The organism is Photobacterium panuliri (assembly GCF_059920555.1).
Genome location: NZ_CP197192.1, coordinates 2,107,413 through 2,124,822 on the forward strand (window position 1 = coordinate 2,107,413; position 17,410 = coordinate 2,124,822).

Annotated in this window: 17 protein-coding genes; 6 read left to right on the top strand and 11 right to left on the bottom strand. The window is 43.5% G+C overall.

Going from position 1 to position 17,410, the window contains the following annotated elements; genetic code table 11:
* Nucleotides 1-67 precede the first annotated feature (67 nt).
* The 3 genes from ACSF8X_RS09750 (at nucleotide 68) to ACSF8X_RS09760 (ending at nucleotide 2,903) form a co-directional block, all read left to right on the top strand.
* Nucleotides 68-1,246, top strand: coding sequence for a D-alanyl-D-alanine carboxypeptidase family protein (locus ACSF8X_RS09750; RefSeq protein ID WP_047878126.1), 1,179 nt, complete (start codon nucleotides 68-70; stop codon nucleotides 1,244-1,246).
* Between the two features lie 206 nt (nucleotides 1,247-1,452).
* Nucleotides 1,453-2,346: a tRNA 2-thiocytidine(32) synthetase TtcA gene (gene ttcA / locus ACSF8X_RS09755; RefSeq protein WP_047878127.1), complete on the top strand. Its 894-nt coding sequence runs from the start codon at nucleotides 1,453-1,455 to the stop codon at nucleotides 2,344-2,346.
* 194 nt (nucleotides 2,347-2,540) lie between these two features.
* The gene (locus tag ACSF8X_RS09760; protein ID WP_240478271.1) at nucleotides 2,541-2,903 is read left to right on the top strand and encodes a hypothetical protein; all 363 of its coding nucleotides are present in this window, start codon (nucleotides 2,541-2,543) and stop codon (nucleotides 2,901-2,903) included.
* Between the two features lie 52 nt (nucleotides 2,904-2,955).
* On the opposite strand, the gene uspE is transcribed toward ACSF8X_RS09760, so the two are convergent.
* The 10 genes from uspE to ccoN all read right to left on the bottom strand — a co-directional run bounded on the left by uspE (nucleotide 2,956) and on the right by ccoN (nucleotide 12,019).
* Nucleotides 2,956-3,897: a universal stress protein UspE gene (gene uspE / locus ACSF8X_RS09765; protein ID WP_500849796.1), complete on the bottom strand. Its 942-nt coding sequence runs from the start codon at nucleotides 3,895-3,897 to the stop codon at nucleotides 2,956-2,958.
* Between the two features lie 256 nt (nucleotides 3,898-4,153).
* A complete protein-coding gene (gene fnr, locus ACSF8X_RS09770) occupies nucleotides 4,154-4,909 on the bottom strand; it encodes a fumarate/nitrate reduction transcriptional regulator Fnr (RefSeq protein WP_047878129.1) in 756 nt (251 codons plus the stop codon).
* 75 nt (nucleotides 4,910-4,984) lie between these two features.
* Entirely contained in the window at nucleotides 4,985-5,662 is a 678-nt protein-coding gene (locus tag ACSF8X_RS09775; protein WP_047878130.1) for a sulfite exporter TauE/SafE family protein, read from the bottom strand.
* Nucleotides 5,652-5,852: a cbb3-type cytochrome oxidase assembly protein CcoS gene (ccoS, locus tag ACSF8X_RS09780; protein WP_047878131.1), complete on the bottom strand. Its 201-nt coding sequence runs from the start codon at nucleotides 5,850-5,852 to the stop codon at nucleotides 5,652-5,654. The genes ACSF8X_RS09775 and ccoS overlap by 11 nt, the downstream gene beginning before the upstream one ends.
* Nucleotides 5,845-8,235 carry a heavy metal translocating P-type ATPase gene (locus ACSF8X_RS09785; RefSeq protein ID WP_500849797.1) on the bottom strand — a complete coding sequence of 797 codons (2,391 nt, stop codon included), beginning with the start codon at nucleotides 8,233-8,235 and terminating at the stop codon, nucleotides 5,845-5,847. Before ACSF8X_RS09785 ends, ccoS begins: the two co-directional genes overlap by 8 nt.
* Complete coding sequence (locus ACSF8X_RS09790; RefSeq protein ID WP_500849798.1) at nucleotides 8,232-8,723, bottom strand: FixH family protein; 492 nt, start codon at nucleotides 8,721-8,723, stop codon at nucleotides 8,232-8,234. Before ACSF8X_RS09790 ends, ACSF8X_RS09785 begins: the two co-directional genes overlap by 4 nt.
* 64 nt (nucleotides 8,724-8,787) lie before the next feature.
* Nucleotides 8,788-9,771: a cytochrome-c oxidase, cbb3-type subunit III gene (gene ccoP, locus ACSF8X_RS09795; protein ID WP_500849799.1), complete on the bottom strand. Its 984-nt coding sequence runs from the start codon at nucleotides 9,769-9,771 to the stop codon at nucleotides 8,788-8,790.
* A 5-nt stretch (nucleotides 9,772-9,776) separates the two neighbouring features.
* Nucleotides 9,777-9,950 carry a cbb3-type cytochrome oxidase subunit 3 gene (locus ACSF8X_RS09800; protein ID WP_047878135.1) on the bottom strand — a complete coding sequence of 58 codons (174 nt, stop codon included), beginning with the start codon at nucleotides 9,948-9,950 and terminating at the stop codon, nucleotides 9,777-9,779.
* Between the two features lie 9 nt (nucleotides 9,951-9,959).
* Nucleotides 9,960-10,580 carry a cytochrome-c oxidase, cbb3-type subunit II gene (ccoO, locus tag ACSF8X_RS09805; RefSeq protein WP_500849800.1) on the bottom strand — a complete coding sequence of 207 codons (621 nt, stop codon included), beginning with the start codon at nucleotides 10,578-10,580 and terminating at the stop codon, nucleotides 9,960-9,962.
* 11 nt (nucleotides 10,581-10,591) lie between these two features.
* Nucleotides 10,592-12,019, bottom strand: a complete 1,428-nt coding sequence (ccoN, locus tag ACSF8X_RS09810; protein WP_047878137.1) for a cytochrome-c oxidase, cbb3-type subunit I — start codon at nucleotides 12,017-12,019, stop codon at nucleotides 10,592-10,594.
* Nucleotides 12,020-12,291: 272 nt separating this feature from the next.
* Here ccoN and ACSF8X_RS09815 point away from each other — a divergent pair, with 272 nt between their 5' ends.
* Nucleotides 12,292-12,732 (top strand): hypothetical protein, encoded by a 441-nt coding sequence (locus ACSF8X_RS09815; RefSeq protein ID WP_500849801.1) that lies wholly within the window; start codon nucleotides 12,292-12,294, stop codon nucleotides 12,730-12,732.
* Nucleotides 12,733-12,808: 76 nt separating this feature from the next.
* Here the strand turns inward: ACSF8X_RS09815 and ACSF8X_RS09820 are convergent, their stop codons facing one another.
* The gene (locus tag ACSF8X_RS09820; RefSeq protein WP_500849802.1) at nucleotides 12,809-13,528 is read right to left on the bottom strand and encodes an SDR family oxidoreductase; all 720 of its coding nucleotides are present in this window, start codon (nucleotides 13,526-13,528) and stop codon (nucleotides 12,809-12,811) included.
* Nucleotides 13,529-13,695: 167 nt separating this feature from the next.
* On the opposite strand from ACSF8X_RS09820, the gene ACSF8X_RS09825 reads away from it, so the two are divergent.
* Complete coding sequence (locus ACSF8X_RS09825) at nucleotides 13,696-14,877, top strand: FIST signal transduction protein (RefSeq protein ID WP_500849803.1); 1,182 nt, start codon at nucleotides 13,696-13,698, stop codon at nucleotides 14,875-14,877.
* A 3-nt stretch (nucleotides 14,878-14,880) separates the two neighbouring features.
* Nucleotides 14,881-16,977, top strand: coding sequence for an ATP-binding protein (locus tag ACSF8X_RS09830; RefSeq protein WP_500849804.1), 2,097 nt, complete (start codon nucleotides 14,881-14,883; stop codon nucleotides 16,975-16,977).
* Nucleotides 16,978-17,410 lie beyond the last annotated feature (433 nt).

Sequence of the window (17,410 nt, forward strand, 5' to 3'; positions counted from 1 at the left end):
ATAACCATTTACTTGGTTATACTGCGTTAAGTTTAATTGCTGTAATGAACCTTAGTGGCTAAAGAAAATGAAAAGGAAATTGACTTCTCTTGTTACTGCCTTCGCTGTCAGTTCTGCTTTAATTGCCAGCCAAGCCGCCATTGCGGCGCCTACTGTTGTGCCTGATGCGCCAACATTGGGTGCTAAAGGCTATGTATTGATGGATTACCATACCGGTAAGGTGTTGGTAGAAAAGAATGCGCATGAGCGCCTGAACCCGGCTAGCTTGACTAAGCTGATGACCAGTTATGTGGCCGGTCAAGAAATGAAGCAAGGAAATATCAGCGAGGAAGACTTAGTGGTCATCAGCCGCAATGCCTGGGCTCGCAATTTTCCTGATTCATCGAAAATGTTCATAGAGGTAAACACCGAAGTGAATATGATGGATCTGTATAGAGGGCTGATAATTCAATCGGGTAATGATGCCAGTGTTGCTATCGCAGAGCATGTGGCTGGTTCGGAAGGCGCATTCGTCAGCTTGATGAATTCTTGGGCCAAAAAGCTGAATATGCATAATACATCATTTGCCAACCCTCATGGTCTTGATAGTAATGAGCTATATACCACGCCTTATGATATTGCTTTGCTGGGGCAGGCTTTAATCAATGATCTGCCTAATATCTATAAGCTTTATAGCGAGCGTTCGTTCACTTATAACAATATTACGCAACGTAACCGCAATGGCTTGCTTGGAGATCGAAGCCTTAATGTTGATGGAATGAAAACCGGTTATACCAGTGGTGCTGGGTACAGTTTGGCCAGCTCGGCGACTGAAGGCAATATGCGTTTGATATCTGTCGTTATGGGGTCAAGCAGTACCAAAAGCCGTGAAGCTGAAAGTAAACAGCTATTGAATTATGGTTTCCGTTTTTACCAGACATTGACTCCGCATAAGAAAGGAGAGGAGCTTCTTAATGAGAAGATTTGGATGGGAAATACCAGTGAGATTTCACTAGGTACGATGGACGACACATACGTGACCCTGTCACGAAACGATGCGAAAAAACTCAATGCAAGCGTTGAATTAAACGGCGATTTGGTTGCTCCTATTAATAAGGGGGATGTGGTCGGCAATATCTTCTATGAAGTCGACGGCAAAGAAATTGCACAAGTACCGCTGGTTGCATTGGAGTCGGTTGATGAGGGAAGTTTCTTCGGCCGAATTATTGACTACATCAAGATGTTTTTCTTAAGTTTGTTTAAATAACCCATTAGTTATCACCGACACTCATACCATAGAGCCGCTCTGCGGCTCTTTTTGGTTATTAGTAATTTTATGAATCTGTCATGGTGAAGCAACTTGACGATCAAGATCTGTTTCAACCGCAAAGAAAAATCCGTATAATCCACGCCCTATAAAGAATCCACTTAGGAAATCTACAGTCGACGTAGTCGATAGTGTGAGAAGTCGTAATGAATCAGACAGATACAAGAAAAGAGACACTTGAATTCAACAAACTCCAGAAACGCCTGCGGAGAAATGTTGGCAATGCCATTATTGATTACAGCATGATTGAAGAAAATGATGTTGTTATGGCATGTATCAGTGGTGGCAAAGATTCATTTGCGATGCTCGATATCCTATTGAATCTACAAAAGGCTGCACCGATTAAGTTTGATGTTGTTGCTGTTAACCTAGATCAGAAGCAGCCAGGTTTTCCTGAGCACATTTTGCCTCAATACTTTGAAAGCCTGAACATTCCTTACTACATCGTAGATAAAGACACTTACTCTGTAGTTAAAGAGAAGGTGCCGGAAGGTAAAACGACTTGTGGCCTGTGTTCTCGACTACGTCGTGGTACGCTGTACTCGTTTGCTGAGAAAATCGGTGCAACAAAAATTGCACTTGGTCACCATCTGGATGACATCGTGGAGACGCTATTCCTTAATATGTTCCACGGCTCTCGCATGAAAGCGATGCCACCAAAACTGCGTTCTGACGATGGTCGAAATGTGGTTATTCGTCCTCTGACGTACTGTCGTGAAAAAGATCTGATCAAATACGCTGAGCACAAAGAATTCCCGATTATTCCTTGTAACCTATGCGGTTCTCAAGAAAACCTTCAGCGTCAGGCAATTAAAGCGATGCTGATTGATTGGGATAAGAAAACACCGGGCCGAGTTGAGAATATCTTTAAGTCAATTCAGAACGTTAGCCCAAGTCAGCTTGCAGATAAGTCCATTTTTGATTTTATCAATCTGCCGCTGGATCGCGAAGGCGATCGTGAAGAGTATGAGTTCAACGAAGCCGTTGTTTCATCAACCAATATCGATGAATCAATGTTTATTGATGTAACAAACATCTAATAATGGCTTGGGTCGGGAAGGGGCATATCTGCCTCTTCCCTGATTTTCTCTATCTTCTGCAATACCATACATTCTCCGCCTGCCTTCCAAACTTGATAAATTCTGTACAATAAAGCAGGTATAGTCCTGATTTATCAGTTATATTTATCATTCACAACGTCTTTTTCTTTCCATCATAAAGAGCTGTATTTTTTATGCGTTTATTTTCATCTCGCCAATCACAAATGGCCCTATTGGGAGTATGTGTTGCGGTATTTCTGAATGGTTGTTCTGCCCAACAATCAGAAAAGCTCGGAATGAGAAGTGGCACGGTTACTAAAACACCCCAGCAAATGACCAATCTTGAAATCTGTGAAACTTACGCCTACGGACGTAAATCGACACAAAGCCGATTTGCTATTGCCAGTGAATGGAGTCGCAGAGGGATAAGTAAAAAATACTGCGAAAAAATTCGCGGTGAATTGTTCGTGACGAGTGTAGTGAAAAAACTTGCTGATATGGAAGAGAAGCCCGATAGCCGTACGGTTAAACCTGTTCAGTCTGTAAAGTTTAGGTAGTGACAAAATGCACCAAGCCCCACTTAAATTAAAAAGTGGGGCTTGTTTGGTTCTATTCAAGAGTAGGGCTTAAAGGGCTGACATAGCCATCTGGTTTTAACGCTAATAAATCACAATTTAGCTGGTCTATGATATGTTCTGCAGTATTCCCGATAAAGACTGCGGACAGCCCGGTTCGACCTGTTGTTCCTAGTACAACAATCTTCGCATCAAGATCGGCGGCCATTTGAGGAATAATGTCTTCAGGTAGTCCTTCAAGGACATGCGTCTGCTCTTCAGGCAACCCATGTTTGTGACGCAATGCTTTCATTGATTTTAAATGATGACCACGAACAGCATCTGTGTAAGAAGCAGGATCAAACTCCGGCAACTCAATGGTGATGTTGACAGGGGTAGCTGGGTAAGCATTAACTAAATTTAGTTCTGCATTCAGTAAGGTAGAGACAGCCTTGCCTTCATTAACGATTTTATCGTTGAGGTGTTCGTGGGTTTCATCGTCGGCAGCAAGGTTGACGCAACTTAAGATTTTCCCGTTTTCTGGCCAGCTGTGATCTTTCACTAACAGTACAGGGCAAGGACACTTTCGCAGTAAATGCCAGTCCGTTGGTGTAAAAATGACAGACCCTAGTTTGTCATGGTCATGGGTTGCCTTAATGATCATGTTGTGATTTTTGCTAAATACTTCAGCGATAATAGCTTCGTAAGGACGGTTGTGCCACACCACCGTTAACTCAATCTTGAAACCTTCTTCAACATAAGGGTGAATAATGTCTTTTAGCCATGCTTCGCGCTGCATGACAACACCCCGCCGCATGGCCTGTCGTTCGTCCGCTGACAGCATCGATGTCATTTCATAGGAAAAATCGTAAATAGCCAAAAAGAGGGTAATTGTCACATCCTCTGCATTTCGGGCAAGGTGAATAGCCCGAGACAATGCTGGTTGATGGTCTTGAGCCGGATCGGCAACAACGAGAATATTGTTGTATTTGTTCATAACTTGCCCCCTTACACCTAATGTGCTGGCAAATAGTCAATGAAAAAACCGCTATAAAGCTGTAGAAACTACTTGAGTTTACGGTATCTTTACCCTCAAGTGTGTAACCAATTGGTAACAATGTTATCTGAGTTAGTAATAATAACTGTAACGTATTGGAAAGGAGAAGGGGAGGATAGGCGAAGAGTTAATACAAAAAAAGTGATACGGCTCATAGCTCGTATCACTTTTTGTGGAGGTTGAAGGCGTCAGCGTGTTAGCAAGCGGCGCTCTTATTAACTCCAGCAAGTTTGGCTAGTGCTTCATGGTCAAGGATTGTGATGTATTTACCTTTAACACTTAGCATTTCTGATTTTTGGAAACGACCTAGTAGGCGACTGATTGTTTCAACAGTAAGTCCTAGGTAATTACCAATATCACCACGAGTCATAGTTAGACGGAATTCGCGAGGCGAAAAACCGCGCTGAGAAAAACGCAGTGATAGATTGTACAAGAATGCAGCCAAACGTTCTTCGGCATTCTTCTTGGACAGCAACAGGATCATCTCCTGATCACCTTTGATTTCATTGCTCATCAAACGCATGATTTGTTGACGCAGTTTTGGCATTTTCCCTGACAGGTCATCCAAAATTTCAAATGGGATCTCACAAACCATCGATGTCTCTAGCGATTGTGCAAAGCTAGGGTGCATCATTTCGTTAATCGCATCAAAGCCAACTAAGTCACCGGCAAGGTGGAAGGCAGTGATCTGCTCGTCACCTTGCTCTGTGATGGTGTAACTTTTGATCGTGCCTGAACGAATAGCATAGAGCGATTTAAGCTCATCACCAGCCTTGAAAAGCTCTTGGCCTTTCTGGATTGGCTTCTTACGTTCAATAATTTGATCTAACTGATCTAATTCAGACTCATTCAGCGTAAATGGGATGCACAACTGACTGATACTACAATCCTGACAGTGGATTGCACATCCGCCTGATTGGATACGTTTGGTTGTAAGTTTGTCTGAAATCATAAGCCTGTCTAACCAATTTGATGTAGGTCAATATTTTAACATAATATGAATCATTATGACGAGTATTAAAAATGACTACATTAGTTGTTTGATTGCTATATAACCAGTATGAACGCCATACGACAATAACAGCAAGGCGCTTGCACGCCTAAAGTAGAGGTTACGTAAAACTAGTTGCAGTTGCTGGGCCATCGTTCCTACGGCCAGCATCGCAGGGAGTGTACCTAGGCCAAAAGCCAGCATGACAAGCCCACCCGACAGGGCACTACCAGAAACAGCAGCCCAACTAAGGGTTGAATAGACAAGCCCACATGGTAACCATCCCCAAAGAATACCAAAAGGAAGGGCTGCTATTGGAGAGGATAGCGGTAACATTTTATTGGCTTTAGGGCCAATAAAACGCCATAAGAATTGACCGACTCGCTCTACTTTACTAACTGCCAACCACCATTGCCCGATATACAAACCTAATAAAATCATCATGATAGCAGCAATTAAACGCAGGTAGACTAATGCGCTACTGTAACCACTGAAATCAGCTAGCTGGGAAAATGTACCTCCGATAATCCCACCAGCAAGCATGTAAGATAGCAAACGGCCTATGTTATAGAAAGCGAGATAGGGCCAGCGTTGTTGTTGCTGTTTCTGTGGCATCCCCAAAGTAATGGCCGCGGCTATTCCGCCACACATCCCTAGGCAATGCCCAGCCCCCATCAGGCCGATGGCAAATGCTGCGTAGAAATCAATGTTCATCTTTATGTTTTTCTTTGGATGATGTCGTTTTTGTAGGTTTTTTTATCGGATCGTTTTCATCAAATAGTATGTCATACCCTTGACGCTCAAGATCTTCGAACTGTTCGTTGCGTACCGCCCAGATAAAAATGCCAACGGCAACGCAGACTAAAATGATCGCAATTGGTATTAACAAGTAAAGACTAGCCATGTTCTTTTAATAACCTTAAAGAATTTGACACAACAATGATCGAGCTAGCAGACATTCCGACAACCGCGATATAAGGTGCCACAAAACCGGCAACAGCAAGAGGCAGTATGATTAAATTGTACCCTAAAGCCCATGCTAGGTTTTCACGGATGATTTTCCGAGTTTTCAGTGCCAGTTGGCGAGCCTTAAGCAGGCGAGAAAGCTGATCGCCAAGCAAAACCATATCTGCGGATGATTTAGCAACATCGGTACCGCCACCCATTGCCACAGACAAATGCGCACCGGCCAGAACCGGAGCATCGTTGACGCCGTCTCCTACCATTAGTGCCACATCTCGATCATCAAGGCTGCGTAGATATTCGAGCTTTCCTTTAGGACTAGCCCCTGCGATGAGGTTGTCAACGTTGAGCTTCTCGGCAACGGTTTGTGCTGCCGTGGAATGATCACCCGTTAACATTGTTACTTTAATACCAGCTGCTTTAAATTGCTTTATAAGTTCAGCACTGTCTTCACGAATTGGATCATCGAGCTTAAATGCGGCGACCGGTGAGCCATTGCAACTCAGCCAAACCTGAAATTGTTCTGCTTCGGTAAGGTTAAGTGTGTCGAGTGTCTCGGTATCTAGCGCGAAACTTACTTTGCCTATTTTCCATTGCTGTTCATTAAGAGCACCCACTAATCCGCTACCGATTTCGTTTTCAACGTGGCTAAATAGGGGGCTTTCAGCCCTAAAAGTTGCAAATGCTTTGGCTATCGGGTGATTGGCAAAACGCTCAAGCTCCGCAGCCAATTGTGTGACGTATTCTTTTGAATGATGAGTAAATACCAGTGTTTCAACAATACGTATATTGCCTTCGGTAACAGTACCGGTTTTATCTATGACTAACTGGTTAACATTGCATAGTGTTTCAAGAACGTGTTCCCGGCGAAGCAATATTCCCAAACGGCCTAGACTTGATGTAGAGCATGTTAGTGCGGTGGGTGTTGCTAAGGATAGGGCACAAGGGCAGGTTGCAACAAGAACAGCAAGGGTAATCCACAGTGCATCGTCAGGTTTTTGTTGATGCCAGTAAAGCCACGTACCGGCTGAAATAATTAAGATGGCAGCCACAAAGTAGCGGGCAACAATATCAGCGACTTCAGCAACCTTTGGTTTGGAAACTTGCGCTTCGTCTTGTAATCGGACGATATTGGAGATCAAAGAGTTTTGTCTATCCTGAATTACTTTGAGTGTAATGTTGCCTTCTCCATTGATCGTGCCGGCATAAACGGTGTCACCAATATGTCGGATAACAGGCATGGGTTCCCCTGTTAGCATTGATTCATCAATTGCTGTTTGCCCCGCGGTGATTACCCCGTCAGCGGGTAGGCTTTCACCTGGTAAAATTGTGACGGTGTCACCTATTTTTAATGTTTTGGCCGCAATTTGCGATCCATCTTCTAATGTTGCCATTGCCGGTACTAATTTGAGTAAGTTGGCGCTGGCTGCGGCAGCATGTCGTCGAGCCCGCATTTCGAGAAATCGGCCCAGCAACAAAAAAAAGGTGAACATGGCGATGGACTCGAAGAATACTTCACCTTTTTCCATAACAGTAGCGTATAGGCTGGCAACATAAGCAAAGAGCAGTGCTATCGAAACCGGAACATCCATGCCGAGTGTTTTAGCTCTGAGATTACGCCAAGCGTTAAGATAAAATGGCAATGCTGAATAAAGAAGTACGGGGGTTGCGAAAATCAGACTAACCCAACGTAAGTAACTTTTGAACTCGGCATCGAGATCCCCAAATATCTCGAAATATAGTGCTACGGCTAACATCATCACCTGCATAGTGGCAATACCCGCAATACCTAACCGGTAGAGGTATGTTTTCATTGTTTGGTGATACATTTGTTCGTGCGCATCGGCTTCAAAGGGCGCGGCTTTATAGCCAAGTCGATGGATAACACTAAGGAGATGACTCAGCTTTGCTTGCTTGGGATCCCAGCTTAACAGTGCACGGTGAGTAGTCGTATTTACGCGAATTGAACGCACACCGTCTTCGCGCATCAGTTGTTTTTCAATCAACCATGCACACGCTGCACATGATACGCCGTCTAATGATAACGTGGCTTCTTTATCATTTCCGGTATTACGGACAAAATCCTGTTGAATTTCATCATGATCATAGAGTAATAACGACTGTAATTGTTGAGGTACAAGATCGGCTTTTTCAGCAGGGGCAGTGCGGTATTGATAATAAGAGGTTAGGCCGCTTTCAACAATCGTCGTGGCAACAGCCTCGCAACCAGGGCAACACATTTCGCGCATTTCCCCTAGTATTTCTACTTGATGGCAGCAACCCTGTGGAACAGGATCGCCGCAGTGATAACAGTCTTTAGTCATTCCTTGTTCTGCCCGTACAGCGAAATCGGGTCGGATGTAGGAAGGTTTACCTGACCTTGCAACATCCAGTCTCCTGCAAATGGTTCTACTTCTACAAACCAAGGGCCTTCAAGGGGCAATTGAGATTCGAAGCGATAAGTTCCTGATAAATCAGCACTGACCATTTGTGTAAAGTCTTTATCAGCCAGAGTACGGTGTGTGAAGGTTACACGCAAGTTTGGATTGTTCTCTAGCTCGCCTTTATTGAAATAGACGGTGATTTCCTTGGATTGAACGGCGACTTTAGCTTTGAGGTTTAGTGCGTCAGCCACCCGTAGACGAGACAAATCAAGATTGATGGCTTTGCCTTTTTTGTAGTAGTCTTCAGCCACAAGGTCGACCTTGTTTTGTGAAAAAATATAGACGGCAGTTAGGCTATAACAAATTGAAATGGCAGGGATGGCAAAGACGAACCAAGGCCAAAACTGCTTATACCATGGCTTTCCCATAAGAAATTACCTATAACACTTTGAAGGAAGGAGCCCCTGAAGATAACAGGGGCTGGTTGCGTATTTATTGCTTATCTTGCTCGTTGCTTAAACCCCAAACATAGGCTGAGATCAGTTGGATTTTTTCTTCACCTAGGATGTCTTTCCATGCTGGCATCACACCGTGGCGACCATGAGCAATGGTTGCTTCAACCGCACGACGGGATCCGCCGTACAACCAAGTATTATCAGTGAGATCCGGGGCGCCAAATGCTGGGTTACCCTTGCCATCTGTACCATGACATGCTGCACAAACAACAAATTTCTGTTTTCCAGCTGCGGCCTCTTTGGCATTCACACTTCTACCTGACATGCTTAGTACATAGGTAGTCACCTCAGAAACACCGTCTTTGCCTAATGAGTCTATCCATCCAGGCATAACGCCTTGCCTGCCATCCATGATGGTTGTTTTAATGGCTTCGGCTTCACCGCCATATAGCCATGCACCATCCGAAAGGTTAGGGTAGCCAAGTTGGCCTCGCGCATCTGAACCATGGCACTGAGCACAGTTTTGTAAAAATAGACGCTGGCCAACTTTGATGGCTTCGCTGTCACCGGCAATATCAGTTATTGGTCGTAGTGACGAGCCCGATGTATCAAATGCCAATGTATTGAAGGTCTCTCCGTAGTGAGCGTCGGCATCTCCGAGTTCCTTGGCATATTGATTAAGGCGCTTTTCATTTTGTGCTTTGTCGATGGCTTCTTGGGAAGCTGCAAGGGACCGGACTGTTTGATCTGAACTTTGCCATCCTAAGAATCCTTTATAACTGCCTAATCCTGGGTAGAGGAATAGGTAGAGCAGGCCAAAGATCAATGTTCCCCAAAACATGTAGGACCACCATTTCGGCAGCGGGTTATTGATTTCACGAATACCGTCATATTCGTGCCCCATATCTTCCCCGTCTTCGACACCCATTTTGTCTTTGCTGCACCAAATCAATAGTGCGGCAATACCAGCTAGGGTGCCTAGGGTGATAATTGTTATCCATAGACTCCAAAACGTCGTCATGCTTCCTAGCTCCTGTCATTCTCGCGCGTCGCCACATCGTTATCTTCGTCGGCAAAAACTAAGTTTGCCGCTTCTTCAAAGCGTGACTTCTGGCGTTTACTGTAGGCCCATATAACAATACCGATAAAGCTACCGAATAGGATCAGTGTCCAAATGCTATGAATGGTTCCAATATCCACGGTGCCTCCTTACTTCATGGCATGGCCGAGTGACTGAAGATAGGCAATAATTGCATCCATCTCAGTCTTGCCTTTAACCTCAGCCCCGGCATTTGCGACTTGTTCTTCGGTATAAGGCACTCCGAACGTATCACGAAAGACGGCGAGTTTTTTAGACGTTAACTTGCCATCAAGCACGTTTTCTTCCAACCAAGGGAAAGCCGGCATGTTGGATTCAGGTACAACTGCGCGTGGGTCACGCAAGTGAACACGATGCCAATCATCAGAGTAACGTCCGCCAACACGAGCTAGATCAGGACCTGTACGTTTGGAACCCCAAAGAAATGGGTGTTCCCAAACACTTTCACCAGCAACAGAGTAGTGACCGTAGCGCTCTGTTTCTGACCGGAACGGACGGATCATCTGACTGTGGCAGACATTGCATCCTTCACGAATATAAATATCACGTCCTTCCATTTCCAAAGCAGTATAGGGACGAAGGTTTTCAACAGGCTCTGTTGTTTGGTCTTGATAAAGTAGGGGGGTAATTTCAACCAGCGCTCCAAAACTGATTGCAATAACAATCAGAATGGCGAGCAGGCCAACATTTTTTTCTACGATATCATGACGGTTATTTGAATTATTAGCCATTCTCAAACTCCTTATGCTGGCTGCTCAGTCGCTTTTAGGCTTTCTTTGGGAGCAACAATCGTGCGGTAAGCGTTATATGCCATTAAGAACATACCAGCTAGGAAGATTGCACCGCCAACAAAGCGAACGAAGTAGAACGGATAAGAAGCCTGTAACGACTCAACAAAACTGTAGGTCAACGTACCATCAGTATTTACAGCTCGCCACATCAGACCTTGCATCACTCCCGATATCCACATAGATACGATATAAAGAACAGTACCGATCGTTGCCAACCAGAAATGTACGTTAATCAACTGGATAGAGTACATACGTTCTTGATTGAAGAGTTTAGGGATCAAATGGTACACGGCACCGATCGAGACCATAGCTACCCAACCAAGAGCACCTGAATGTACGTGGCCAATAGTCCAGTCTGTATAGTGGGAAAGGGCATTGACCGTTTTGATCGACATCATCGGGCCTTCGAAGGTCGACATGCCGTAAAACGACAATGAAACAACCAAGAAGCGAAGAATTGGGTCATAGCGTAGTTTATGCCATGCTCCTGAGAGGGTCATGATACCGTTGATCATACCTCCCCACGAGGGTGCAAATAACACCAGTGACATCACCATTCCTAAGGACTGTGTCCAATCAGGCAGAGCGGTATAGTGGAGATGGTGCGGACCGGCCCAGATATAAAGTGAAACTAGCGCCCAAAAGTGAACGATAGACAAACGGTAAGAATAAACAGGACGGCCTGCTTGCTTAGGTACGAAGTAATACATCATTCCCAAGAAACCGGCTGTAAGTAGGAACCCTACCGCGTTATGGCCATACCACCACTGGATCATGGCATCAACCGCACCTGAATATATTGAGTACGATTTTGTCATGGAGACAGGAATAGCCATGCTGTTCACTATGTGAAGAACGGCAACGGTTAGAATGAAGGCACCGAAAAACCAGTTCGCTACATAAATATGTGACGTATTACGTTTTATCATGGTACCGAAAAAGACAACGGCGTAGGCTACCCAAACAACAGCAATGGCAATATCAATCGGCCACTCCAGTTCAGCGTATTCTTTACCTGACGTCCAACCTAATGGCAATGAAATTGCCGCGGCTAGAATGATAGCCTGCCAGCCCCAGAAGGTGAACGAGGCTAACTTGCCACCAAATAACCGAGTTTGACACGTTCGCTGAACAACGTAATAAGATGTTGCAAATAGCGCACTAGTTCCGAATGCGAAAATGACTGCATTAGTATGCAGGGGACGCAGACGGCTATACGTCAACCACGGTACATCGAAGTTAAGTGCCGGCCACACCAGTTGAGCGGCAATCAATACACCAACGCCCATTCCAACAATTCCCCAAAGTATGGTGGCTAAGGTGAACTGGCGAACGACCGTATAGTTGTAGTTATGTTCAAGCTGCTTTACTTGGCTCATGTTGCATGCTTCCAATTTTTTGTTAACTACACTTTCTTTCCTTGTGCGAACAACAAGTTGTCGCAATGCCACCCAAAGCTTCACCAATTACTGCAGTGGTTATTGACCAGTTCAGCAATTAAATTGCTATTTTGTTGTAAAAGTGGCATTTTCAGTGACATATACTACTTGTTTTAAAATATGAATGACAGGGTCAAAGCCACACATTGTTTACGCTTAAGCAACATTTATGTGAAAACTTTGACCTCTGTAACATGGGATGCACAGTAAAAATGGCAGCAGAAAAGCTAACTCGAGGCAGATTAATTCAGATTATTTTCCTAATGGCGGTGTTAATGACGGCATTTGTTTGGAGAACAGTAACCTATGAAAACTCGGAGTCCGTCGCAATTACGGCAATAAACTGTGAAATTGGACCGAAGGGTTGTACAACACAAGATAGCACACACATCAATGTGACACTGTCACCAACTCCTGCGCAGGCAGATACACCTTTGGTATTACATATTGGTAACACAGATGTGAAGCCTAGCGCGGTTATTGAAGGGAAGTCTATGTATATGGGACAGATCCCTGTCGTGTTTGAGCGTATTGAGTCTGGCTGGAAAGGGACTTTCAGTGTGCCGGCTTGTACCCATGATGTAATGAAATGGGTGGTTATAATCACGCAGGGTGAAAAAGTGATTAATGCAAATTTTGAAGTAAATAAGTGATTTAAAATATAACCTTATACATACTTATTATGAGATATAGGGGTTTGTACTAAAACCCCTATCTTGATCCTAGTTTTTATTGGTAAATCATTTTTTTTGTCATTCCTCCATCGACAACAAAGTTTTGCCCGGTGATAAATCCTGCATGCTCTGACAGTAAGTAGGCGACGAGCGAAGCAATATCTTCAACCTTACCAACCCGCCCAACTAAATGTTGCTGATGATCGTGATCTGCCAAAGGTTCACCAATTACATCTATCCAACCGGGTGAAATACAATTCACGGTTATTTCAGGGCCGAGGCTAACAGCCAAGGAATGGGTTAAGGCTACAATTCCTCCTTTTGAAGCACTGTATGCTTCAGTATTTTGCTCTGATTGAAGCGCTCTCGTTGAGGCAATATTGATTACTCGGCCATGATTTTGTTTAAGCAAAGGTAGGCATAGCTTTGTTACAAGCATTGGAGCTGTGAGATTAACAGCTATAACTCGATTCCAATGATGAATATCAAGCTCTTCCAGCGGGGGATTATAGGGATCTGCAATCGCCGCATTGTTGATAACAGCATCTAGTCGGCCGTGTTGGCTCTTGATCTCAACAACCAATGCTTCGAGTTGTTGTTCCGATGTAACATCAACAGATTTAAAACGTATAAGTGGGTTATCAGAAACCAACTGGTGACCTGCATCTTCATCAATGTCGACAGCAATGACGGTCATATCTTGCGATAGGTATTCGGCAATACCTCGTCCAATACCTTTCGCACCACCAGTGATAAGTACAACGCGTTTGTTCATAACGTCCTTATTCTCCAATCAATAGTTAGCCCAGCTACAGTATAACGGTTAACCTCGTCAAAACTTTACCGTTAAAAATTCAAATAATGATGGATATAACTGAAAGTAAAAAGAAAAATGTCTATGATTGAGTATAGGTTTGATCAATCACAATAATGACTTTGCTTATGGATATAGCAACGAGTTTTTCTGCTAACAAGGACACAGCTTCAGCAATTAACGAAGCTATTGAGCAGTTACGGCAACGACTGCCGAGTCCTCGTTTGGTTCTGGTGTATTTTTCAGAACACTATGATGTAAACGTATTACAGAAAACATTGCTATCGGCTTTTCCAAACACTCAGATTTTAGGTTGTAGTTCTTGCCAAGGCGTAATGACTGATTACGGTTATCATGCTGGGGTTGGTGTTGGGCTTTGGGGATTGGCCGATTATGATGGCGCTTATGGGAGTGCCATTGTATCGTCCAATAAATCTAAATATGAGATGTCTCAGCATGCATTATTGAGAGCAATTACAAATTGCAGTCGAGCCGGTGAATTACCTTCACTTATTCTTATCCATGCAAGCCCAGGTGATGAAGAATCTGTACTTAAAGGGATTGAAGATCAATTAGGCGTGACGGTTCCAATTATTGGAGGAAGCTCTGCTGATGATCTTATTCAAGGCAACTGGCATATTTTTAATCATGAGCAAATTTGCCATGAAGGCGTCGGGATTTGTGTCTTTTATCCTTCAACTAAGTTTGGTATTTCCTTTCATTCAGGGTACGCCAGTACTGGGTTAAGCGCATGCGCCAATAAAGTTATTGGCCAAACAGTAATGGAATTAAATGGGCAACCTGCGGTAGAACTGTATGAAGAATGGATGGGGATTACTTTAAAAGATCAAAAGAATATCAGCATGCTAAGCAGTATGAACCCGCTTGGCCGGATAGCTGGTCAAATTCATGATCTGCCATATTTTAAATTAGCGCATCCATTACGTATTACCGAAAGCGGTGGTTTGGAGTTATTTTCCCAAGTGACTGAAGGTGAACATCTGTATTTCATGGAAGGTACCGAAGAGCGCTTGATAACACGGGCGGGCAGGGTAGTTGACTCTGCATTTGATGTCTACGGTGACGAAAGTGATGATATCCAACCTATTGGTGGCATAACAATTTACTGTGCAGGTTGTATGTTAAGGGTTCAACATTTAATGCCGCAAGTTGCCCATCATGTTAATCAAGCAATGCATCATGCTCCTTTTATTTGCCCCTTCACATTTGGTGAGCAAGGACAGTTTGCCGGCGGTGAAAATGCTCATGGCAACCTCATGATATCGACAGTGCTATTTCATAAAGGCTAATCGATGGCTAACTACGAATCGGAAAAACTGCAAGAAACGTTACTCGACTTGATGCGAAGCAGAGAAAGAGAGCGGCAACTAAAAGAAGAAAACAAAGCGATTTTGGCTGGCATGGCCGCAATGGCTGGAGCTAATAATAAGCGTCAGGTTTTCAATAGTTTGCTTGGTGTATTGAGTAAATTTATTGGTTTTGAACATGCTTTAGTATTAACTCGTGAAGATGAGTTATCACCGCTTAAAGAGTTGGTTACTACTTGCCGCTATTTTGAATCTAGTGTTTGGCCTATTGCCGATACCTTTACCCGTTCGATAAATGGAGAAAGCATCGCGTTATTTGATTCTCGGCAAGTTGTCGAGTTTCAAGAATTACCATCTAACCTAATGCAGTACTGTCGTTCAGTTCTGTTAACCGGTGTGAAAGTCAGTTCAGGCGATGCGGTTTTGATCTTTTTGCATTCAGAAAAAGGAAAGTTCTCATCAAACTGCAAGCGGGTGTTGGAACACTTTCGGCCGTTACTTGAGCGAGCAATAATTGATATTGACTATCGTGAACGGCTTCAGTCATTGGTAACAGCCAGGACGCTTGAATTATCACATAGCCAACAACGGTTTAAAGATTTTGCACGAACGGTTGGCGACTGGTTTTGGGAAATTGATACTGAATATTTCTTTTCATATATATCCTCACCATCATTGTCTACTCACAGTATAGATTCAGCCTCTATTCTGGAAATTTTCAGTCATGACCCTGAAACTGCAGAGCGGTTGAAAGCCAGATTTAGTGCAGAGCAACCATTTGAAGATATTGAGTGGCAATTACCACCCAGTGAAGGTAGTGGTTGGATGAGCATTAGCGGCACACCATATTATAACAAACAAGGTCAATTTCTTGGTTTTAGAGGGACAACAAAAGACATTACCAGCCGCAAGCAACATATGATGGAACTGCAGAAAGCCCGACAACAAGCAGAAGATGCCAATAAAGCAAAATCACAATTTTTGGCCATGATGAGCCATGAAATTCGCACGCCACTCAATGCCGTGATGGGGTTGATGGATTTACTGGCCGATTCCGGGCTAGGGAAGCAACAGCTTTCTTGGATCGACCAAATGGATCAATCCGCACAACTATTATTGACGATTATTAATGATATTCTGGATTTGTCTCGAATCGAATCTGAATCGTTCGAGTTGTATGAAAGCACTATGCGTATTATGGACAGTGTTGATCTTGTTGTGACTCAATTACAAGAACAAGCCAATAAAAAAGGAGTCCTTCTAAACGCAAAGAGTGATCAAGATGTACCTGAGTACATGTTTGGAGATAAGAACCGGGTGTCGCAGGTGCTATTTAACTTGGTAGGTAATGCCATTAAGTTTACAGATACCGGTAGCGTTGATATTTATGTTAGCCAACAAGATCAAAATCTTCAGCTCACGGTAACTGATACGGGTATTGGTATTTCTGAAGAAGCCCAGGCTATGTTGTTCAATCCATTCATTCAAGCTGATGGCAGTATTACCCGGAAGTATGGCGGAACGGGACTTGGCCTCGCCATAAGCCAGCACTTAGTTAATAAGATGGGCGGCAAGATCATATTGAAAAGTACATTGGGCAAAGGAAGTTGCTTTACAGTCAATCTTCCATTAAAAGCCATAACTGTAAGCCGCGAGATTAAGGTGCCGAGCTTTAAAGCATCAACACATTTGCCGCCGCTACGGATTTTAGTTGCCGAAGATAGCCCAACAAACCAGTTGGTCGTAAAACTCATGCTTGAAAAGCGAGGTCATCAAGTCAATATAGCTCCAAACGGTCAGATGGCTGTTGAGATGATCGCTGATGGTAAAGGGTATGATTTGATCCTTATGGATATTTCTATGCCTGTAATGGATGGCATTCAAGCAACTAAAATTTTACGTAGTCATGGGATCAAATTACCCATTATAGCTTTAACGGCAAACGTAATGCGTGCCGATCAAGAAAAGTACCAACAAGTTGGTATGAACGGGCTGCTGGCCAAACCAATCATTGTAAAAGAACTCGAACTTATATTGTTTGAATCACAGTTGGCGTTGGCAAATGGTGATTACAAACATTAGTCGTTAACGTCAGATCTTGCAGAATGAATACGGATAAGTAATTAGCAAGTATTTTGAAGAACCAGGCAAACTGAACATTTGCAGCAGGACTTAAAAATAAGTGCTAATTACCTATTTTATGGTAAATACTAATACTGTTAAATAGCCATGTTTTTTACTGCTAGAATCCCCAAGAGGAGTGGGAGATAGGATAACTAGATGAGCATAATGTATTGATATATTGGATTTAATAAACCTTATTTAACATAATATACATAATGCGCACTAAGGGATCTAAATTTAACATTTGAAATCGGGATTTGAGTCAGCCCTGAAACCATCATAAATCCCCATAAAAAACCCTTTGGAAACATCCCGTTATAACCAAAGACTGTCACTTTCTCAATACTCGGATTTGTTGTAAATCTGGCTCGTCATTGACAGACATTTTGTT

Bases quoted from the DNA above. Each gene is read 5' to 3' on its own strand.
- ACSF8X_RS09775 (WP_047878130.1), bottom strand. From the start codon at position 5,662: ATGAACATTGATTTCTACGCAGCATTTGCCATCGGCCTGATGGGGGCT.
- ccoS (WP_047878131.1), bottom strand. From the start codon at position 5,852: ATGGCTAGTCTTTACTTGTTAATACCAATTGCGATCATTTTAGTCTGC.
- uspE (WP_500849796.1), bottom strand. From the start codon at position 3,897: ATGAACAAATACAACAATATTCTCGTTGTTGCCGATCCGGCTCAAGAC.
- ccoP (WP_500849799.1), bottom strand. From the start codon at position 9,771: ATGACGACGTTTTGGAGTCTATGGATAACAATTATCACCCTAGGCACC.
- ACSF8X_RS09830 (WP_500849804.1), top strand. From the start codon at position 14,881: ATGGCTAACTACGAATCGGAAAAACTGCAAGAAACGTTACTCGACTTG.
- ACSF8X_RS09760 (WP_240478271.1), top strand. From the start codon at position 2,541: ATGCGTTTATTTTCATCTCGCCAATCACAAATGGCCCTATTGGGAGTA.
- ACSF8X_RS09785 (WP_500849797.1), bottom strand. From the start codon at position 8,235: ATGACTAAAGACTGTTATCACTGCGGCGATCCTGTTCCACAGGGTTGC.
- ACSF8X_RS09820 (WP_500849802.1), bottom strand. From the start codon at position 13,528: ATGAACAAACGCGTTGTACTTATCACTGGTGGTGCGAAAGGTATTGGA.
- ACSF8X_RS09815 (WP_500849801.1), top strand. From the start codon at position 12,292: ATGGCAGCAGAAAAGCTAACTCGAGGCAGATTAATTCAGATTATTTTC.
- fnr (WP_047878129.1), bottom strand. From the start codon at position 4,909: ATGATTTCAGACAAACTTACAACCAAACGTATCCAATCAGGCGGATGT.
- ccoN (WP_047878137.1), bottom strand. From the start codon at position 12,019: ATGAGCCAAGTAAAGCAGCTTGAACATAACTACAACTATACGGTCGTT.
- ACSF8X_RS09825 (WP_500849803.1), top strand. From the start codon at position 13,696: ATGGATATAGCAACGAGTTTTTCTGCTAACAAGGACACAGCTTCAGCA.
- ttcA (WP_047878127.1), top strand. From the start codon at position 1,453: ATGAATCAGACAGATACAAGAAAAGAGACACTTGAATTCAACAAACTC.
- ccoO (WP_500849800.1), bottom strand. From the start codon at position 10,580: ATGGCTAATAATTCAAATAACCGTCATGATATCGTAGAAAAAAATGTT.
- ACSF8X_RS09750 (WP_047878126.1), top strand. From the start codon at position 68: ATGAAAAGGAAATTGACTTCTCTTGTTACTGCCTTCGCTGTCAGTTCT.
- ACSF8X_RS09790 (WP_500849798.1), bottom strand. From the start codon at position 8,723: ATGGGAAAGCCATGGTATAAGCAGTTTTGGCCTTGGTTCGTCTTTGCC.